We start from the raw sequence: 16,951 nt of genomic DNA on the forward strand, positions 1-16,951 counted from the left end.
ATAGCGCTAATAACAAGGAACATAACATCGATAAGGTCGTGTTTTTGGTTGATGTCCGAGCGAGTATCTTCTACAACAGATAAGTGTTCAATAAGGTTCAAAATGACTGTGCTGCTGAGGGTTTGGCACAATTAGATCATATTTGTTAACAAAGTGCGATCCCGCCCTGAAGTCTACCCGATTAAAATTGCAAAACAGCCACAAAGTAATATTCAATAACTACTGGGCTGATAAGATCGCTTCCGCAATTAGAACACTGCTAAGGGATGCTGGCTATGTAGCGTTATTGTCTTTTCAGAACATGGCAATGAGTGGTTTGACTTTTTATGATCTAATTGCACAAGCCATTGAAAAAATTGCCAATATATCTCAGCGATTTAGAGAGCAGACCGAAGGGTTACTTGGACATATGCTAAAATTCGCTGGCAAGATTGTTCATAAATTGACTGATTTATCATCTAGATTCATAAAAAATGTATTTGGCTCGGTTTTGAAACGATTAAAAAGTTCAGTTTTTAACGCGATCAAGTGACTCGAATATTGAGAAAAACAACTGGAGTTTGATAACTAATCATTTATTCGAGTTTCGATAAATAGCTCGAGAAATTGACGCAATCAATACCATGACGCGCTTTTGACGTCCTGACAAATATTTTGCACCAACTAGACAGCTCTTTACGTAGCTTGACGGATTCTTTACATACAAATCTCTACTATGGATCAGGTAATCACAACCAAGCCCATATAGAGGTGAACATCATGAAAAAAATGATTCTGCTTGCTACAGCGTTAACACTAAGCTCTACTGTCTTTGCATCCGTTGAAACTCAAATCGGCGAAACGTCTCTTCACACGGATACGTTCGCAAACAAACAAGCTGCCTATGATGCAGGTTTGATGAAAGCACAAGAGCTGCGCGCCATGACACCCACTGAACTGACGCACGAGCTTTCCGTATTTAGCCAACGCCCTGTTTACGATTCACTGAAAATTTCAGACATAGAAGTGAAAGTGGAAGAGTTTGCGAAAGAAAGCGGCAAAGTGGCTTACCGCGCGATTGTCGATGTTGACTACCAATACCAATATCGCGAAAGCGGCAATAGCTAGGTTCTAGGTTCCTAATTCCAACAAACGGGCACTCATTTGAGTGCCCCTTTTCTTTTCAGCTTGGTGTTGAGTTTCCGCCTTAAAGCTTCGCGTCAACTTTATTGCAGATGTACTCTCCAATTGGCATCGCCGATGTCGCCGCAGGTGAGGGAGCATTGCACACATGTAAGCTGCGTGGACTTTCGGCAAAGAGAAAATCGTGCACCAACGAACCGTCTGAGAGCACCGCTTGGGCGCGAATCCCTGCGGGATAAGGCTGCAAGTCTCCAACTTGGATCATCGGACAATACTTGTTCACCAATTTGAGATACCCCGCCTTCCACCAAGAGTTAATAAACTCTTTCACCCCAGTGGCAAAGTGCTGTTTGGTCACCTTCCAAAACCCAGCAAAGCGCAACATTTGCCAAGTGTCTTGAATGCTGAAATTGACTCGGCCATAGCCTTCGCGTTTCCAGCCTTGCACCGCATTCGGCCCCACCGTCACAGAGCCGTCAATCATGCGCGTTAAATGCACGCCCAAGAATGGCAAATCCGGATCAGGGATCGGGTAGATGAGATGTTTCACCACTTGGTTGTGCTTGCTAGGTAACCGGTAGTATTCACCTCGATAAGGGATGATCTGAAAGTCCGTCTCAATACCAAGCATCTTGGTCAATCTGTCCGCCATCAGCCCGCCGCAGGAAATCAAAAAGCGCCCATTAAGCTGCAACGTCTCTCCCGCGCACTCGCAGGTAACTTGCACTTCATCCGCATGCTCTTCAAGCGCGATCACCTTAGCGTTGAGGCGCACCTCTCCTCCTAAATCCACCAGCTCCTGCGCCATTTTTTCCGTCACCAAACGGTAATCGACAATACTGGTGGACTTCACGTAAATGGCCCCTAAACCGACAATATTGGGCTCCGCCAGTTTCAATTGCGCAGCGTCGAGCAGCTCGACCTCGATGCCATTCACATGGCAGCGCTCATAAAGCGCATTCATCCTTTCCACTTCTGCGGCCGTCGTCGCCACCAGCAACTTGCCACAGTTTTCAACCGGAATCTGATGCTTGGCGCAAAATTCCTTGGTAGCTTCCACGCCGCGTTTACAGAAATCCGCTTTTAGACTGCCCGGCGCATAATAAACCCCGGCGTGAATCACGCCGCTGTTATGCCCCGTTTGGTGACGAGCAAAGCCCGATTCCTTTTCGACCAACAACACCGATTTTTCTGGATAACGCTGCTGCAATTGCCAAGCCGTTGAAACCCCAACAATCCCGCCACCCACAACAATAAAATCGTACACTTCACTACTCCCTTTTCATTCAGGATGCGTATTTGCACTGCGCTCAAACGATGAGCGCAGGAAAATTAAGAAACCGCTGCCGCTTGTTGCGCCTGATATTGGCGCCCACTGTACACGAAAATGACGGCGAATATGATGAGTGATGCCACACGTAACCAAAGTGGTACATCATGCCACACCATCAACGCGCCAGAAGCGGCGAGCGCGAGGCGTAGCAGCCAATTGATTTGGCCTTCTAAATAGCCTTCCAGTGCGCCAATCAAGGCATAGGTGCCAAAAATGGCGAAGAATCCGGTCACCAGCACCGTGGTCACATCCCAACTTACCAAGCCGGTATAGGCGATGAGCAGCGGCACGAGATAGAGCCCTTTGGCGATTTTCCACGCAGTAAGCCCGGTGCGCATCGGCGGTGTTTTGGCGATGGTGGCAGCAGCAAATGCGGTTAAGCACACAGGTGGGGTAACGTTGCTGTCTTGTGAAAGCCAGAAAATAATCAAATGTGCGGCTAAAAGTGCCAAACCTACGGCTTCTATACCCAAACTTTGCTGAAGCAAGGTTTCTTTGAAATCGACGGGCACCAAAGCCAGCATCTCTTTCGCGGTCTCGATGGCCATAGGGGCATTGAGCAAATCAAGCTTATCGGGCGCAGCGAGCATGAAAATCGCTTTCGCTTGTTCCGGCAATTGCCCCGCAGACATCAGGCTCAACAACTGGTTTTCCGCAATCAATTGATACAACGCAGGGGCAGAAAGCGTGCCCAGCACAATGTAAGCCGCGGTAACCGGCAAGCCCATGCCCAACACAAGTGAAGCCAATGCTATCAGCACTAACATGATCAGCAAGTCACCCTGCGACCAGCCGTTGATCATCAACGAGAAGGTATTACCAATCCCGGTGGTGCTGATCACGTTGATCACCAAGCCAATGCCCACCAGCAAGACCGCGGTGGTCGCCATGTTTTTAGCCCCTTGGGCAAGTGCTTCGATGATCTCTTTGGGACCCATTTTGTGATCTTTTGAGAACCAAGACGCCACTACCACCGAAAGGATAGACAAACCCGCCGCATAGGTCGGAGTAAAGCCCTGCACCAGTAGCGTAACCAGTACCACCAGTGGGATCAGATTATGCCAACCAGACAGCAGTACCTTGCCCAATGACTCATCACTGGTGGTGATCTTCTGCACGCCGCTGCGTTTGGCTTCGATGCGCACGAAAAACGCCACCGACAAAAAGTAAATCAGTGCCGGAACAAACGACACCGCGACAATATCGACATAAGGTATCTGCGTGTAAGAGGCCATAATGAACGCCCCCGCCCCCATCACCGGAGGCATCAATTGCCCACCCGTTGACGCTGCGGCTTCTACCCCCGCGGCAAAGCGCGATGGAAAGCCCGCTTTTTGCATCAGCGGAATGCTGATCACGCCAGTCGAAACGGTATTGGCGACACTAGATCCCGACACCGAGCCCATCAATCCAGAACCCAGCACCGCAATAAAACCGGGGCCACCGATGATTTTGCCCGCCGCCGCACGTGAGACGTTGATGATGTAATCCCCCACGCCCGATTTCACCAAAAACGCGCCAAAGAGGATGAACATGAATACGAAGGTCCAACTGATGCGTGAAATCGAACCAAACATCCCTTCTGAGGAGAAGAAACTACGGTAGAGCAGGGTTTCCATGCTCAAACCGGGGAAATGGAAAATGCCACCCGCCCATTTGCCCCACCACACCACGTAGCTCAAACAGATGACGATCAAAACCGGGATAAACCAGCCCATGGTGCGACGAATGATCTCAATCGCAATCAAAATCGCGGTAATAGAAACCACCCAATCCGAGGCGACAAATTTCACGCCACGCTGGTATAAGGCATCTTCCGCAAAGGGGATATAAATCAAACACGCCAGTGCGGCGATGCCAATCAGCACATCCACCGCTAACGCAATACGGCTGCGCTTCAAACTGGCGTGCGCTGGGTACCACAGCAAGCATATCAGCGCAAAGCCGGCGAAATGGGTCGCGGAGATCCACAGTTCCGGCAAGGTCGATAAAGTATTGAACCAAATATGCAGCAGAGAAAGCACCACACCAATGCCGGTGATGGCGGCGGTTACCCACGGAAAATCCGTTCGTGTCGGTAACTCAAACTGCTGCAACTGTTGTTGTAAAGAATCACTCATGGTCAGACTCCGAGGGAACAAGAAACAATAACAAGCCTTACGCCCACCATCGTTCATTGGTGGGCAAAGTCGGTTACTTGCTCATCAGAGCATCAGGAATGGTGATGCCCACTTCTTTGTAGTAACGCGCCGCGCCTGGGTGCAGCGGCAGCGGAAGACCCGCAATCGCTTTTTCTATCGCCATCGCTTTGGTTGCTTTATGGATGCCTTGTAGGAAGATCAGGTTTTCGTAGATCGCTTTGGTGAGCTGGTAAACGTCTTCATCGGAAATGTCATCGCGTACCGCAAGGAAGTTAGGCTGAGCGATGGTCGTCACTGGTTTATCCACACCTGGGTAAGTGTTGGCTGGGATGACGTACTTAGTCCAAAGCTCATATTTGCCGTTGGCTTGTTTGATTTGCTCATCGGTAAACGAAAGGAGCTGGATATCGTTCCCCAATGCAGCAAATGCTTGTGTTACCGCGCCCACTGGCACGCCAGCCGGGGTATTCATACCATCGATGGTGCCATTTTGCATCGCACTCGCACTCGCGCCATAGCCCATGTATGCCAGATTGAACTCATCCGGGTTCACACCTAAACCCGACATAATTTGGCGACCCGAGTTTTCTGTCCCGGAGTTTTTGGTACCAATAGAAAACTTCTTATCTTTCATATTGTTCAGATCGGCCACTGTGCCAGAGCTGGTCAGGTCGCTGCGTACAATAAAGTGTTCGACGTTTTGCCACAGCATGGAGACTGAACGCAGTTTGGTTTGCGGGCCGCTTTGCGCGTATGGGCCATCACCTGTTGAAGCCCAAGCGCCATAAAGACCTTGTAGGATGGCAAACTGCGCTTCGTTGTCGTTCATTAGCTTGATGTTTTCGCCTGATCCCGCCGAGCTGATCGCAGAGAGAGAAAACTTGTATTGTGGCTCAAGCTTCACTTTGCTTAGCGTTGCCAGTGCCACCCCTACCGGATAATACGTCCCGCCCGTCGAGGCTGTGGCCAAAATATAGCTGCGGTTATCTGCGGCAGCGACATTGCTGGCCGAGAAACAGACCATGGCGACAGCGATAGATTTCATCAATAGGTTCTTTTTCATGGTTACACTCCGTTGTAGGGTAGTTGTTATGGTTTTGTTACCTACAGCCTTAAAGCAAACAAAATGCCAGTTTTTAAGTGATTGATATATAAACGATAAATGATAATAAATCAGTAAAATGAGCAACATTTGGCTGATTTACTCTGCTGAAGATGAGCAAGATCTTGCTTATTGGAGATGAGAACCAGAAACCATAAAGTAACATTAAATCAAATGGTTAACCAAAATAGAGAGTAAGCCATTCGCCTGTGAATTCGTACTTCGTGATCGAGGTTATGAAAATGTTAACAATGGCAATGAGCAAAATCTTGCTCATTGCTTGCCTCTGATTATCTGCTCATTTGATCGTCAGCTTATCGATTGTCTACGCATCTCTTTGTCTGATCATCTCTTTGTTTGATCAAGAACAGACGCGATCGGCTCGTTTGGCAGAAATCAGCTGCTGGTGTAATCGGCGCGATTCAGACCGAGCTTGTGCATTTTTTGGTTGAGGGTGCGACGAGGAAGATCAAGCTCGTTCATCACCTCCAAAATGCTGCCCTGGTGGCGCACTAAAGCATCGTGAATCACCTTGCGCTCAAAATTGTGCAGTTGGATGGCCAGTGGCACACCGACGGGCAAGCTCTCTTGCACCATCGCCGCGCGGCTCGAAAGGATCTCCATCACCGACAAGCTCTCATCCAACGCAAAGCGCACCGCGACATTGCGCAGCTCACGCACATTGCCCGGCCACGCATAGCTTAACAACGCGCGCGAATCCGCAGCGCTGAGCCGACGCTTATTCGGGTTAGCTTGCGCAGCAAAATGCTCAAACAAGAGCAATGCGTCTTCCTCTCGCTCACGCAATGGCGGCAAGTGTAACTGCGCCACATTGAGACGATAAAACAGATCCTGACGAAAAGCGGGATGGTTAAACAAGTTCTCCTTCGCTGCCGCCACCACGCGTAAATCCACATTTACTGGCCGGTTGGCACCCACACGCTCCACCTGATTTTCTTGCAAACTGCGCAGTACTTTGACTTGCATTGCCATCGGCATGCTTTCAATTTCGTCCATAAACAAGGTGCCTTTATCGGCATACTCAAGCTTGCCAATGCGACGCTTACTGGCGCCCGTAAACGCGCCAGCCTCATGACCAAACAGCTCGCTTTCAAAGAGATTTTCCGGAATCGCGCCACAGTTGATCGCAACAAATGGGTTGGCTCGTCGTGCGCTTTCAGTATGTAAGCTGCGCGCCACCAACTCCTTTCCGGTTCCCGTTTCGCCATAGATGATCACATTGGTGTCCATACTGGCAACGCGGGCGACTTGCTCACGCAACTGGCGCATGATCGCGCTTTGACCAATCAAGACCTGCTCAATGCCACTGAGCTGCTGCAGATAGTGGCTGCGGTTGCCATAGTCGGCTTGCTGCTGATATTCGCTCACCGCGCGCTGCAGTGTCGAGGCGAGGCGGTCAGGATTAAACGGTTTCTCAATGAAATCGTACGCGCCACTTTGCAGCGCCTTCACCGCCATATCGACATCGCCATGCCCAGTGACCAAGATGATCGGGCAGCCTACTTGTTCTCGCTGCAACTCGGCCAGCAGCGTGATGCCATCCAAATCCGGCAAACGCACATCGCTGACGATACCGTCAAAATCGCCGGTTTTGATCGCAGCAAGGGCTGGGAGGCCATGACTAAATGCCTCAACGTGGAAGCCAGCCAGTTGCAACCATTGGGCGGTTGCTTGGCGGACGATTTCATCGTCTTCAATCAGGGCGATATGGGGGAAAGAAACTGCATCCATCGAGAAATACCACTTGTCCATCGTGTCAAATTTTCCTGCTGCTACGTTAGCAAAAAGCGCCGAAGGGAAAAGGAGCTGGATCTCACTTCTCAACAACAAAGCTTTAACAAACCCAACAAGCAGAGCAATCTTGGGCCAAACAAGCAAGGAGGCAACGCGATGAAAAAACGAGTGGTAGTGCTCATCGCTATCGTCATGTGGTTATTTGTCAGCCAATGGGCGGGGAAAGAGCTGGTGCGCCAGTGGCAAACCTCGCGCTCAGTGGTTGACGCGCAGCAACATTTTCTCGATTACATCGGCGATGTGCGTCGCGCCTTGCAGCGTTTTTATCACTTGCCCTATCTGCTCACCAGCAACAATCACAGCGAGCGGTTTCTCAATGGTGAGCGCTCACTCTATTCTGAACTCAGACGCGAGTTGACTCTGCTGGATAAAGCGGCCAATACCAAAGGCTGGTATCTGCTCTCTGCCAGTGGCAATGTGCTGGTGTCCAGCTTGGAAAACGAAGCATTGAGCGAGCAAGATCTCGATGCCATTGTGGAACAAATTCACGCACAAGGGGAAGGGGTCGCTCTGGTCAGCAAAGCCAAGGGGGCGTCACCGTTTTTCTATCTGGCGGCACCGGTGTACCTCGATTTTGGCATCGCAGGCATTGCCGTGGTGCAAATCAATTTGCGCCTACTCACCGAACAATGGCTACTCAGTAGCGATGCCATTTTGTTTCAAAACCAGCGTGGTCACTATTTTCTTTCCAGCCACCCGACGCTCACCGCCGATGAGCTGAATGATCGCCTCAGTGAGATCCAGCAAAGCGAGGCGACATTGCGCGATGGCACGCGTTTGCAATTCTGGCAACTGGAACAACGCCGCTTTCTTGCCCAAACCATTGTGCTGGACGACCTCCAATGGCAACTCACCTACCTCACGGATTACCAGCCGATACAGCAAGCGAGCAGCCGTGCAGGTTGGGCGATCCTGTTGGCCAACTTTGTGTTGCTGTTGGTTGGCGTAATTGCCTACCAACGCCATCAAAAATCACTCAGCAACCAACGCATCCAGCGTTTATTGGATGAGTCGCGCCAGAGGATGAGTCAGATGATCAACAAAACCCATGTCGGGCTATTGCTGCTCAATGGTCATGGTGAGATTGAAGACCTCAACCCGATGGCCAAACGCTATTTCAGCCTCTCCGATTCGATGAGTAAACGCGCCCCTGCATGGCAACTGTTTGATACCGGCAATGCCGCCTCCACCACCTTGCAACTGCTGAGAAACTTGCCCAAGCATCGCGATCTTGCGGAAGTGAGTGCGGTGGAAACCATGGGTAGGCGCAGCGATGGCAGCCAATTTCCGTTGCTGTTTTCTCTCACCGCTTTTCCCTGGCATGGCGAGCTTTACTACCTCGCCACGGTGCTCGACATCAGCAAACGCAAAAAAGCCGAACAAGCTCTGCAAAAGGCCAACCAAGAGCTGGCGGAACGGGTGGAGGAACGCACCGCGGCGCTGCGTTCAGCGCAACAAGAGTTAATCGAAAGCAGCAAATTAGCGGCGCTGGGTAGGATGTCGAGCGCGATCACTCACGAACTCAATCAACCGCTGACAGGGCTAAAAACCCTGCTCACCAGTAACGAGATTTTGCTTGAGCGGGGTGAAATGGCGATGTTGCAAGCCAACAATCGACTTATCCATCGCCTGATTGATCGCATGGGCAAAATGACCAGCCAGCTTAAATCCTTCGCCTATCAAAAGCCCGACCAACTTTGCCCAGTCTCCCTGCCGGATGCGTTACAAGAAACCTTGCGCATTTACCAAGCCGAGCTCGCCCCCATTGATGTACGAGTGCGTTTACCGCATCCACTGGCCAATGTGTTGGGAGAAGAACAGCGCTTACGACAAGTGCTGGGTAACCTGATTTCCAACGCTGTGGACGCTATGAAACACACCGCGCTGCCACAATTGATGATCTCAGCCACCACTTCAGAAACAGCGCTGACGCTCACCTTGAGTGACAACGGCTGCGGCGTCAGCGAGGAGCAACTGAGTCAGATGTTTGAACCCTTTGCGACAAGCAAAAAAATTGGCGAAGGGCTAGGCTTGGGCCTGTCGATTACCGCCAACAACATGCGCGATATGCAAGGGCGGATTGCGGTCAACAAAAACGCCAGTGCCGGACTCACCTTTACACTGACGTTTTTACTCGCAGAGCCTTCCATATCCTAAATAGACTTCTAGGCTGCATGGCCGTTAAGCGACTGCGCGAACGACTGTGCCAAAAACCGTGCAAATTACTGCGTCACAGCCTGCACAATCTGCAGCTCATGGGCCTGCTCGTAGCTGAGCTCATTATTGATTAACGCGCCCAGGGCCGCCTCACTTAATAGCATCACCTGTTGCGCATTTTCAGGCGGAGGCACATGAATGGTGAGCCCATCCATTTGCCGCTTTGACCACAATTGGCTGTCCACCAGATAGATGTAGCTTTCCGCTGCGACCGCATCCGGCCATTGCTTGTTGAGCAAGGTTAACCACCACTGCGCACGCGCCAGTCCTTTGCTGCCCGCCAATCTCTGCGGTTTGGTAATGTGCTGCGCATCAATCGCTTCGCGAGTGGCTATCGCAATGTCTAACGCGCCGGGATAACTCTCCGCAAACGGGTTATTAAATTGACCATCATAAGAACAAGCCAGCACAGGCTGGCTTGCCATTAAGGACAACAAACCCAAGAGAGGTAAGTGCCTACTTCGCACCATAACAATGCCCTCTCTATGGCGTCACGATGTTGAACCAGAAATCAAACTTATCCAGCATGCCAACAAAGTCTTTAAACACCTGCTTATTGCCTTTGAGTTGCACATCACCATCGGCAATCGCTTTCTCCAAGGTAATGTTGCCAAGCTGAACATCGTCTAAAGTCGCCTTGGTCAAATTCAACGTCACGTCGGCTTTTTTCGCTTGCTTACGCGTGTGATTGAGCACCGAGTTTTCCACATACAAGGTGTACTGCTCATCTAAGTCGGTGAAATTGATGTTGATGGCGAAGGTTTTACCCGCGGCTTTTTCTGGCAAAATGCGCACCGCTAGGTAATCAAACAACATCTCTGGCGGCATGTTTTTGATGATATCGGGCGAGGCCGTATTGGTGCCTCCCGCTTTGGGCGTCCCGTTTCTCAGCTCATAAGCCCCTTGCAAGTAAACCGAGCGCCACGGGCCAGATTCCGCTTGATACCCCAACTGCTCGTAAGTATCGGCGAGCAACGCTTTGCCACGCTTACTTTGTGGGTTAGCAAAAACAACATGTTTGAGCACTTCTGCCACCCAGCGGTAGTTGCCTTTATCGAAATCCGCTTGCGCCTTGTCGATGGTCGCACTTTCGCCGCCCATGTACTCAACGTATTTCACCGCTGCGTTGGTTGGCGGTAAGTTGTTGAGATCGGAAGGATTACCAGAATACCAACCCATGTAGCGTTGATAGACCGCTCGGCTGTTGTGGCGTAAGGTGCCGTAGTAACCGCGTGTACTCCAGTTCTTCTCCAACTCCTCAGGGAATTGAATCACTTCCGAGATTTCAGAGCCGATGTACCCTTGGTTCATTAAGCGCACGGTTTGGTCGTGTGTGTACTTGTACATATCGCGCTGGCCTTTAAAGTAAGCAACAATCTCTTTGCTGCCCCACATTGGCCAGTGGTGACTTTGGAATTTCACTTCCACCTCATCGCCCCACATTTCAATGGTTTCGTTGAGGTAAGAGGACCACTTGAGCGCATCACGCACCTGCGCTCCGCGCAACGTGAGGATGTTGTGCATGGTGTTGGTGGAGTTCTCTGCCATCCACAACGCTTTTTTGTCTGGGAACCAAGTATTGATTTCGGTTGGTGCTTCCGTGCCTGGGGTGTATTGGAACACCATGCGCACGCCATCCACCGTCAGCTCTTCACCGGTTTTTTCAATAATACGGGTGGGGACAATCAAGGTTGGTAAGCCCGTTGACGTGGTTTGGCCTAAGCCACCGTTGACCCCGCCACGTTCATTGCGCGGCAGCAAAGCACCATACATATAGATCGCGCGTCGGCCCATCGCATTGCCTGCAATCACGTTTTCTGACACTGCATGTTCCGTGAAGCCGTGTGAGGCAATGATCTCCACCTTGCCCGCTTTCACATCTTCTTCATTCACGATGCCGCGAACCCCACCAAAGTGGTCAATGTGACTGTGCGAATAAACCACCGCCGTCACTGGGCGTTCACCAAGCTGAGCATTAACAAACTCCAGCGCCGCTTTAGCGGTTTCTTGGGAAATCAACGGGTCGAAGACGATCCACCCTTTGTCCCCTTTAATAAAGGTGATGTTGGAAAGATCGTAAGCGCGCACCTGATAAATGCCCTCAGTCACCTCAAACAGACCATTGATCATATTGAGCTGCGCGTTACGCCATAAACTGGGGTTCACGCTATCTGGCGCTTTATTTTCTAGCGAGATGAACTGCTTGTACGCTTCCAGATCCCACACCACATCGCCATTGGCGTTTTTGATGGTGACCACATCTTGTTTGGCGATCAAACCTCGTTGGGCATTCTTAAAATCGGTTTCATCCTTAAAATTTAACGCTTGATACACCGCCTGATTGGCTTCAATCGTGGCTTGTGTCGCCGGTTTAGATGGGATGGGTTCGGCCAGAACGGCCCCTGACGTGAGCGCGAGCGCGATATACAAAGAGAGTGGTTTCATTGTCATTCCTTTTATGAACCTAACTGCACTCCAACAACGTAGACCACGCTCATCGCGTTCGCCATTTTCTACTGTTTTTTCATTGAGATATCGGGCACAGAATCAAACTTATCTTGCGAATGAGAGCCGTTGCATCCACGCAACAAAACAACATGACAAATTTGTCATCTCAACGACCCTTTCTCGTCAGCGCCGATCGATACACTTTGCTTAACCCCTAGATAACTAGAGTTAAGGAAACAACAATGAAAAAAGTCACCACCACTCTTCTTGCTTCTGCTGGCTTAATTTTCGCGTCAACCAGTTGGGCGGCGCTGCAAACGCCACCGCCAAACTACACGTTTACCACTAAGCACTACAGCAAAACCACCGAGTTGTATGGCAGCCAGCAAGCAGCTTACGATGCTGGTGTGGTGCTGCTGGCCAACTTGCAAGCCGCATCGCCACAAGAACTAAAGGCCAAATTCAATGTCATAGCCTATGACCCAACGGAAACCAACAGTATTGAGCTCAAAGATGGCGCAGAAATCAGCACCAAAGTGATCATCGATGAGCAAGGTGACACCCGCTACCAAGGTGTGGTCAACGTGGGTTATCAATATTTGAAACGAGATGAGAACAGCTAATCTCCATCAAACCGCGTTTGGTAGGGCTCACCCCTAGCCCTGCCACGCTTTAGCTGGCCTCGTTGTGACACTCGGTTAAGGCAGTTATGAAACTTCTGATCATTGAAGACGAAAAGAAAACCGGGACGTATTTAAGAAAAGGACTTTCAGAAGCAGGCTATCTCGTCAATCTCGCCTGTGATGGGGTTGATGGCCTCTATCAAGCCACCAGCCAACGCTATGATTTAATTGTATTGGACGTGATGTTGCCCCACCTCAATGGTTGGCAAGTGTTGCGCGCTCTGCGCAGTAACCAAGTCGACACCCCAGTGATTCTGCTCACCGCACGCGATCAAGTCGAAGATCGAGTCAAAGGACTGGAGCTGGGCGCCGATGATTACATCGTTAAACCCTTCGCCTTTGTCGAACTGTTGGCGCGCATTCGCACCGTGCTCAAACGCCAGCAACCGACTACCCAAAGCACCACCCGGCTTTCCATCGCCAATCTCCATCTGGATCTGTTGCGACGCAAAGTGTTTCGCGACAAAGAACCCATTGCCCTCACCGCCAAAGAGTTTGCCTTGTTGGAGCTGTTTATGCGCAAAACGGGGGAAGTGATGTCGCGCAGCCAAATAGCCTCTTCCGTTTGGGACATGAATTTCGACAGTGACACCAATGTCATCGACGTGGCCGTGCGGCGGCTGCGCAATAAAGTCGACAAACCGTTTGAGCCGAAATTGATTCACACTGAACGTGGCATGGGCTACGTGCTTGAGGAGCGAGAGCTTGGTTATGGGATTTAGATCAATCACCACTCGGCTGACTTTCTCCTACTTTTTTGCCTCTCTGTTGGTACTTGTGTCACTGAGTGCCGCAGTACTGTGGGCGGTCAAACATCATCTTTACGAGCAAGATCGCTACAACTTACAGCAAAAGTTCAACACGATTAACGAACTGAGAGTGCGAGGCGATTTCATCAGCCAATACGGCCCTTTCTTTGAAAAAGGCGACACCAAACTCTGGTTGCTCAATGGCAATCAGGTGGAATACCAGTCTCAATCGCTCGCTTTGCCGAAAAGGTTCATCAACAAAGCCAGCATGGAACGCATAGATTGGCAGGAAAATGGCCACCATTACCGAGCCATCCGTTTCCCGCTGAGCAGCTCGCCAGAGTGGTACGCAGTGTTGGGGCTGAACATCGACCTGCACATTACCTTTCTGTCCAACTTCAAACAGGTGCTGCTGTGGATCACCTTTTTCGCCAGCATCGTCAGTGGCTTTCTCAGTTGGTTCATTGCGCGCAAAGGACTCAAACCTTTGGCCAAACTTGAACAATACGTGGATGCCATTTCTACGGAAGAGCTCAGTGTCCGCGTCCCACAGCAGCCCTTTCCGGAGGAATTATTGCCATTGGTGGCACGTTTCAACCGCATGCTTTCTCGCCTTCAGGGCGATTTTGAACGCCTATCGGAATTTTCATCCGACATCGCCCACGAGCTGCGCACCCCCATCGGCAATATGATGACGCAAACCCAAGTGATGCTGGCCAAACCGCGCAGTGAGCAAGAATATCGCGATATTTTGGAATCCAACGCCGAAGAGCTCAGTCGTCTCACCAAAACCATCTCCGATATGCTCTATTTGGCCAAATCGGAGCATAACTTGTTGATGAAAAACAACGAGCCGATCGACCTCAAATTGCTGCTGGAGGATCTGGCGGAATACTACGAGTTAGCGGGGGATGAAAAGTCTCTCACCATTACCTGTTTTGGTGAAGGCCAAGTGGTCGGCGATAGAAACATGCTGAAGCGCGCGTTCGCCAATTTGCTCTCCAACGCGGTGCGCCACAGTTACCCAGAGAGCAATATCACCGTCGAGATTTTCCCGCATTTGATCGGCTACCAAATTGCCGTGACCAATCACGGAGAGACCATCGAATCCACGCAAATACCACGCTTATTCGAGCGTTTCTATCGCGCCGACAAATCGCGTACTCACCAACAAAGTGGTGGCGCGGGCTTGGGCTTACCCATTTCTCGTTCCATAGCCAAATTGCATGGCGGCGATATTTACGCCCAGTCCAAGCACGACTTAACCACCTTTACGCTCACCTTGAGTGATGTGGTTATCCATCCGGCTCACTGAAATTTTTCGCGAAACAACTCAATCAGCACTTTCACTTTCTCCGGAAGGTAAAGTGCTGACGGGTAGATTAAGGTAAGGTGTTGTTTCGCGTGGGTGAGGTGGGGCAACACTTCCACTAAGTTGCCCTCTTCCAACGCGGGTTTGGAATGCACTTGCGGAATAAACGCAATCCCTTGCCCTGCCATCGCCATGGAACGCAGCAAATGCAGATCGTCCGATTTCAGTGCCAGCGGCAAACTGGGATCCAGCAAGTCAGCATTGTAGCGGTTGGTCAGCAAGCGGTGCTGGCGCAAATCTTCTAAGCAATGAATCGCGGGATGCGTTTCTAAGTAAGCTTTCGAGGCCACCAAATGCGAGCGATAAGGCAGCAAGCTAAACTGCACATAGCTGTCGTCACTGACCTTCGCCCCATCAGGCAAGAGCTGAAGATCGAACGCCTGACGGCGCAGATCGACACTTTGCTGATGGTTTTCAATCTCCAAGGAGACCGAGGGAAAATGCTGGCTAAATTGGCTGATGATGGCGTTAAACGCCGCCGAGGTCATCAAAGCCGAAGGGATCGCCAAACGCACTTTACCCCCCGATGGCTGATTGTGCTCAGACATCACAGCCAGCCCTTGTTGCAAATGCGTCATCGGCTGACCCACCAGTTCAATCAAGCGTTGACCTTGCTCGGTCAATTCAATTGAGCGCGTGGTGCGAATCAACAACTGGCACCCCAGCGCCTTTTCCAGCTCTTGCAAACGGCGGCTGACTTTAGAGCGCTGCATTTTCTGCGCGTTGGCTGCGGCACTGATGCCGCCATGCATCACCGTTTGGGTAAACAGATAGAGATCATCGAGACTGACGTTCATTGTCCTACTTTTAGCTCACTAATGTCTTTTTTCACATTCTACTGCACAACGTCGCCCTTCTCTATAATCGCACTCTTTCTTTTTAAACTGATAGATTCTATGACTGCAGAACATAAATTTCGCGTTTGGATGAGAAGCCTGATTGTCCTATTCATCGCACTATTTTTCTACATCATCCTGGCTGACCAACACGCTCCCATCACCACCGAAGGTCGCGTTCAAGGTTATGTTGTGCAAGTCGCCCCTGAAGTGTCGGGCAAAGTGACCCAAGTGCAGATCCACAATAACCAGCATGTTCAACAAGGGGATGTGCTGTTTAGCATTGATGCACGTAAATACCGCATTGCCTTAGAGCAAGCCAAGCTCTCGCTGCAATCTGCCTTAGAAAAAGAAGCGACGCTCTATTCTCAACGCGAAGCGGCACTGGCGAATATTGCGCGAGCACAAGCAACTTATGACAATGCCCATCGAGAGTATCTGCGCCTGCAAAAGCTCTCGACGCAGCAAGTGATTTCCCGCTCTAGCCTCGATAACGCCTTTGCGCAAAACCAAGTGGCCAACGCCAACTTAAAAGCCGAGCAGCAAAGCCTCAACGTGATTGAAGCGCAACTGGGCCAAGGAGAAGGACAAAGCACCGCAGTGCGCGTGGCGCAAAACGGCATTGAAAAAGCGCAGTTGGATTTGGCCAATACTCAGGTGCTTGCCCCTAGCGATGGGGTGGTGACCAACTTGCAATTGGAAGTGGGCAGCATGGCCAACGCCAACCAGCCCTTGCTGACTTTCATTCCAACCGGTTCACTGTGGGTAACGGGGGATTTTCGCGAAAAATCCGTCGCCAACGTGGATGATCGCTATCATGCCATGGTGGCGTTTGATGCCTATCCGGGCCAAGTGTTTAATTTCTCGCTCTCTAGCCGGGATTACGGTGTTGCTGCCGCGCAGCAAAAGCCTAACGGCTCATTAACCAGCGTGGAAATCAACAACCGCTGGGTACGCGATGCGCAGAGAACACGCGTCAATCTCGCCACTGACGATGCCATGCCTGCGGCACTGTTTGTTGGCTCTCGCGCCACCATCGTGCTCTACCCACCAGAGGAGACCTTCTGGCGTTGGATGGCCACTTGGCAAATCAAGCTCGCCAGCCTGTTCCACTACGTGTACTAGAGGGGCGA

At 50.8% G+C, this 16,951-nt stretch carries 14 protein-coding genes; 7 read left to right on the forward strand and 7 right to left on the reverse strand.

All coding sequences use genetic code 11. The annotated features are described in order from the left end of the window. The first annotated feature begins 307 nt into the window (after positions 1 to 307). Together FC652_RS18510 and FC652_RS18515 are read left to right on the forward strand one after the other, a co-directional pair. Positions 308 to 532 carry a hypothetical protein gene (locus FC652_RS18510; protein ID WP_176299725.1) on the forward strand — a complete coding sequence of 75 codons (225 nt, stop codon included), beginning with the start codon at positions 308 to 310 and terminating at the stop codon, positions 530 to 532. Between the two features lie 227 nt (positions 533 to 759). Beyond that, positions 760 to 1,107: a DUF3316 domain-containing protein gene (locus tag FC652_RS18515; protein WP_015728355.1), complete on the forward strand. Its 348-nt coding sequence runs from the start codon at positions 760 to 762 to the stop codon at positions 1,105 to 1,107. Positions 1,108 to 1,186: 79 nt separating this feature from the next. Here FC652_RS18515 and lhgO read toward each other — a convergent pair whose 3' ends face one another. The 4 genes from lhgO to FC652_RS18535 form a co-directional block, all read right to left on the reverse strand. Then, the gene (lhgO, locus tag FC652_RS18520) at positions 1,187 to 2,389 is read right to left on the reverse strand and encodes an L-2-hydroxyglutarate oxidase (RefSeq protein ID WP_176299726.1); all 1,203 of its coding nucleotides are present in this window, start codon (positions 2,387 to 2,389) and stop codon (positions 1,187 to 1,189) included. A 65-nt stretch (positions 2,390 to 2,454) separates the two neighbouring features. After that, the gene (locus tag FC652_RS18525) at positions 2,455 to 4,575 is read right to left on the reverse strand and encodes a TRAP transporter permease (RefSeq protein WP_043877593.1); all 2,121 of its coding nucleotides are present in this window, start codon (positions 4,573 to 4,575) and stop codon (positions 2,455 to 2,457) included. Between the two features lie 73 nt (positions 4,576 to 4,648). Beyond that, positions 4,649 to 5,659 carry a TAXI family TRAP transporter solute-binding subunit gene (locus tag FC652_RS18530; RefSeq protein WP_176299727.1) on the reverse strand — a complete coding sequence of 337 codons (1,011 nt, stop codon included), beginning with the start codon at positions 5,657 to 5,659 and terminating at the stop codon, positions 4,649 to 4,651. Between the two features lie 435 nt (positions 5,660 to 6,094). After that, positions 6,095 to 7,471, reverse strand: coding sequence for a sigma-54 dependent transcriptional regulator (locus FC652_RS18535; protein ID WP_081036392.1), 1,377 nt, complete (start codon positions 7,469 to 7,471; stop codon positions 6,095 to 6,097). 138 nt (positions 7,472 to 7,609) lie between these two features. On the opposite strand from FC652_RS18535, the gene FC652_RS18540 reads away from it, so the two are divergent. Further along, positions 7,610 to 9,670 carry a sensor histidine kinase gene (locus tag FC652_RS18540; protein WP_060534547.1) on the forward strand — a complete coding sequence of 687 codons (2,061 nt, stop codon included), beginning with the start codon at positions 7,610 to 7,612 and terminating at the stop codon, positions 9,668 to 9,670. Between the two features lie 65 nt (positions 9,671 to 9,735). On the opposite strand, the gene FC652_RS18545 is transcribed toward FC652_RS18540, so the two are convergent. Together FC652_RS18545 and FC652_RS18550 are read right to left on the reverse strand one after the other, a co-directional pair. Beyond that, positions 9,736 to 10,200, reverse strand: a complete 465-nt coding sequence (locus FC652_RS18545; RefSeq protein ID WP_060534549.1) for a hypothetical protein — start codon at positions 10,198 to 10,200, stop codon at positions 9,736 to 9,738. Between the two features lie 13 nt (positions 10,201 to 10,213). Further along, complete coding sequence (locus tag FC652_RS18550) at positions 10,214 to 12,181, reverse strand: alkyl/aryl-sulfatase (RefSeq protein WP_061057877.1); 1,968 nt, start codon at positions 12,179 to 12,181, stop codon at positions 10,214 to 10,216. A gap of 239 nt (positions 12,182 to 12,420) precedes the next feature. Here FC652_RS18550 and FC652_RS18555 point away from each other — a divergent pair, with 239 nt between their 5' ends. The 3 genes from FC652_RS18555 (at position 12,421) to FC652_RS18565 (ending at position 14,925) form a co-directional block, all read left to right on the forward strand. Continuing rightward, positions 12,421 to 12,801: a DUF3316 domain-containing protein gene (locus FC652_RS18555; RefSeq protein WP_011081896.1), complete on the forward strand. Its 381-nt coding sequence runs from the start codon at positions 12,421 to 12,423 to the stop codon at positions 12,799 to 12,801. Positions 12,802 to 12,887: 86 nt separating this feature from the next. Next, positions 12,888 to 13,583 carry a heavy metal response regulator transcription factor gene (locus FC652_RS18560; RefSeq protein WP_072610427.1) on the forward strand — a complete coding sequence of 232 codons (696 nt, stop codon included), beginning with the start codon at positions 12,888 to 12,890 and terminating at the stop codon, positions 13,581 to 13,583. Beyond that, complete coding sequence (locus FC652_RS18565) at positions 13,534 to 14,925, forward strand: heavy metal sensor histidine kinase (protein WP_017791273.1); 1,392 nt, start codon at positions 13,534 to 13,536, stop codon at positions 14,923 to 14,925. Before FC652_RS18560 ends, FC652_RS18565 begins: the two co-directional genes overlap by 50 nt. Here FC652_RS18565 and FC652_RS18570 read toward each other — a convergent pair. Next, entirely contained in the window at positions 14,919 to 15,779 is an 861-nt protein-coding gene (locus FC652_RS18570) for a LysR family transcriptional regulator (RefSeq protein WP_045619094.1), read from the reverse strand. The genes FC652_RS18565 and FC652_RS18570 overlap by 7 nt on opposite strands. A gap of 99 nt (positions 15,780 to 15,878) precedes the next feature. Between FC652_RS18570 and FC652_RS18575 the strand changes: the two genes are divergently transcribed. Further along, a complete protein-coding gene (locus FC652_RS18575) occupies positions 15,879 to 16,943 on the forward strand; it encodes an HlyD family secretion protein (protein ID WP_045619093.1) in 1,065 nt (354 codons plus the stop codon). Positions 16,944 to 16,951 lie beyond the last annotated feature (8 nt).

It is taken from the genome of Vibrio sp. 05-20-BW147 (genome assembly GCF_013369385.1).
In the GTDB taxonomy this organism is placed as follows: domain Bacteria; phylum Pseudomonadota; class Gammaproteobacteria; order Enterobacterales; family Vibrionaceae; genus Vibrio; species Vibrio floridensis.

Excerpts from the sequence above, each read along its gene's own strand:
- FC652_RS18510 (WP_176299725.1), top strand. The coding sequence starts at position 308 with ATGAGTGGTTTGACTTTTTATGATCTAATTGCACAAGCCATTGAAAAA.
- FC652_RS18515 (WP_015728355.1), top strand. The coding sequence starts at position 760 with ATGAAAAAAATGATTCTGCTTGCTACAGCGTTAACACTAAGCTCTACT.
- FC652_RS18525 (WP_043877593.1), bottom strand. The coding sequence starts at position 4,575 with ATGAGTGATTCTTTACAACAACAGTTGCAGCAGTTTGAGTTACCGACA.
- FC652_RS18530 (WP_176299727.1), bottom strand. The coding sequence starts at position 5,659 with ATGAAAAAGAACCTATTGATGAAATCTATCGCTGTCGCCATGGTCTGT.
- FC652_RS18535 (WP_081036392.1), bottom strand. The coding sequence starts at position 7,471 with ATGGACAAGTGGTATTTCTCGATGGATGCAGTTTCTTTCCCCCATATC.
- FC652_RS18540 (WP_060534547.1), top strand. The coding sequence starts at position 7,610 with ATGAAAAAACGAGTGGTAGTGCTCATCGCTATCGTCATGTGGTTATTT.
- FC652_RS18545 (WP_060534549.1), bottom strand. The coding sequence starts at position 10,200 with ATGGTGCGAAGTAGGCACTTACCTCTCTTGGGTTTGTTGTCCTTAATG.
- FC652_RS18550 (WP_061057877.1), bottom strand. The coding sequence starts at position 12,181 with ATGACAATGAAACCACTCTCTTTGTATATCGCGCTCGCGCTCACGTCA.
- FC652_RS18555 (WP_011081896.1), top strand. The coding sequence starts at position 12,421 with ATGAAAAAAGTCACCACCACTCTTCTTGCTTCTGCTGGCTTAATTTTC.
- FC652_RS18560 (WP_072610427.1), top strand. The coding sequence starts at position 12,888 with ATGAAACTTCTGATCATTGAAGACGAAAAGAAAACCGGGACGTATTTA.
- FC652_RS18570 (WP_045619094.1), bottom strand. The coding sequence starts at position 15,779 with ATGAACGTCAGTCTCGATGATCTCTATCTGTTTACCCAAACGGTGATG.
- FC652_RS18575 (WP_045619093.1), top strand. The coding sequence starts at position 15,879 with ATGACTGCAGAACATAAATTTCGCGTTTGGATGAGAAGCCTGATTGTC.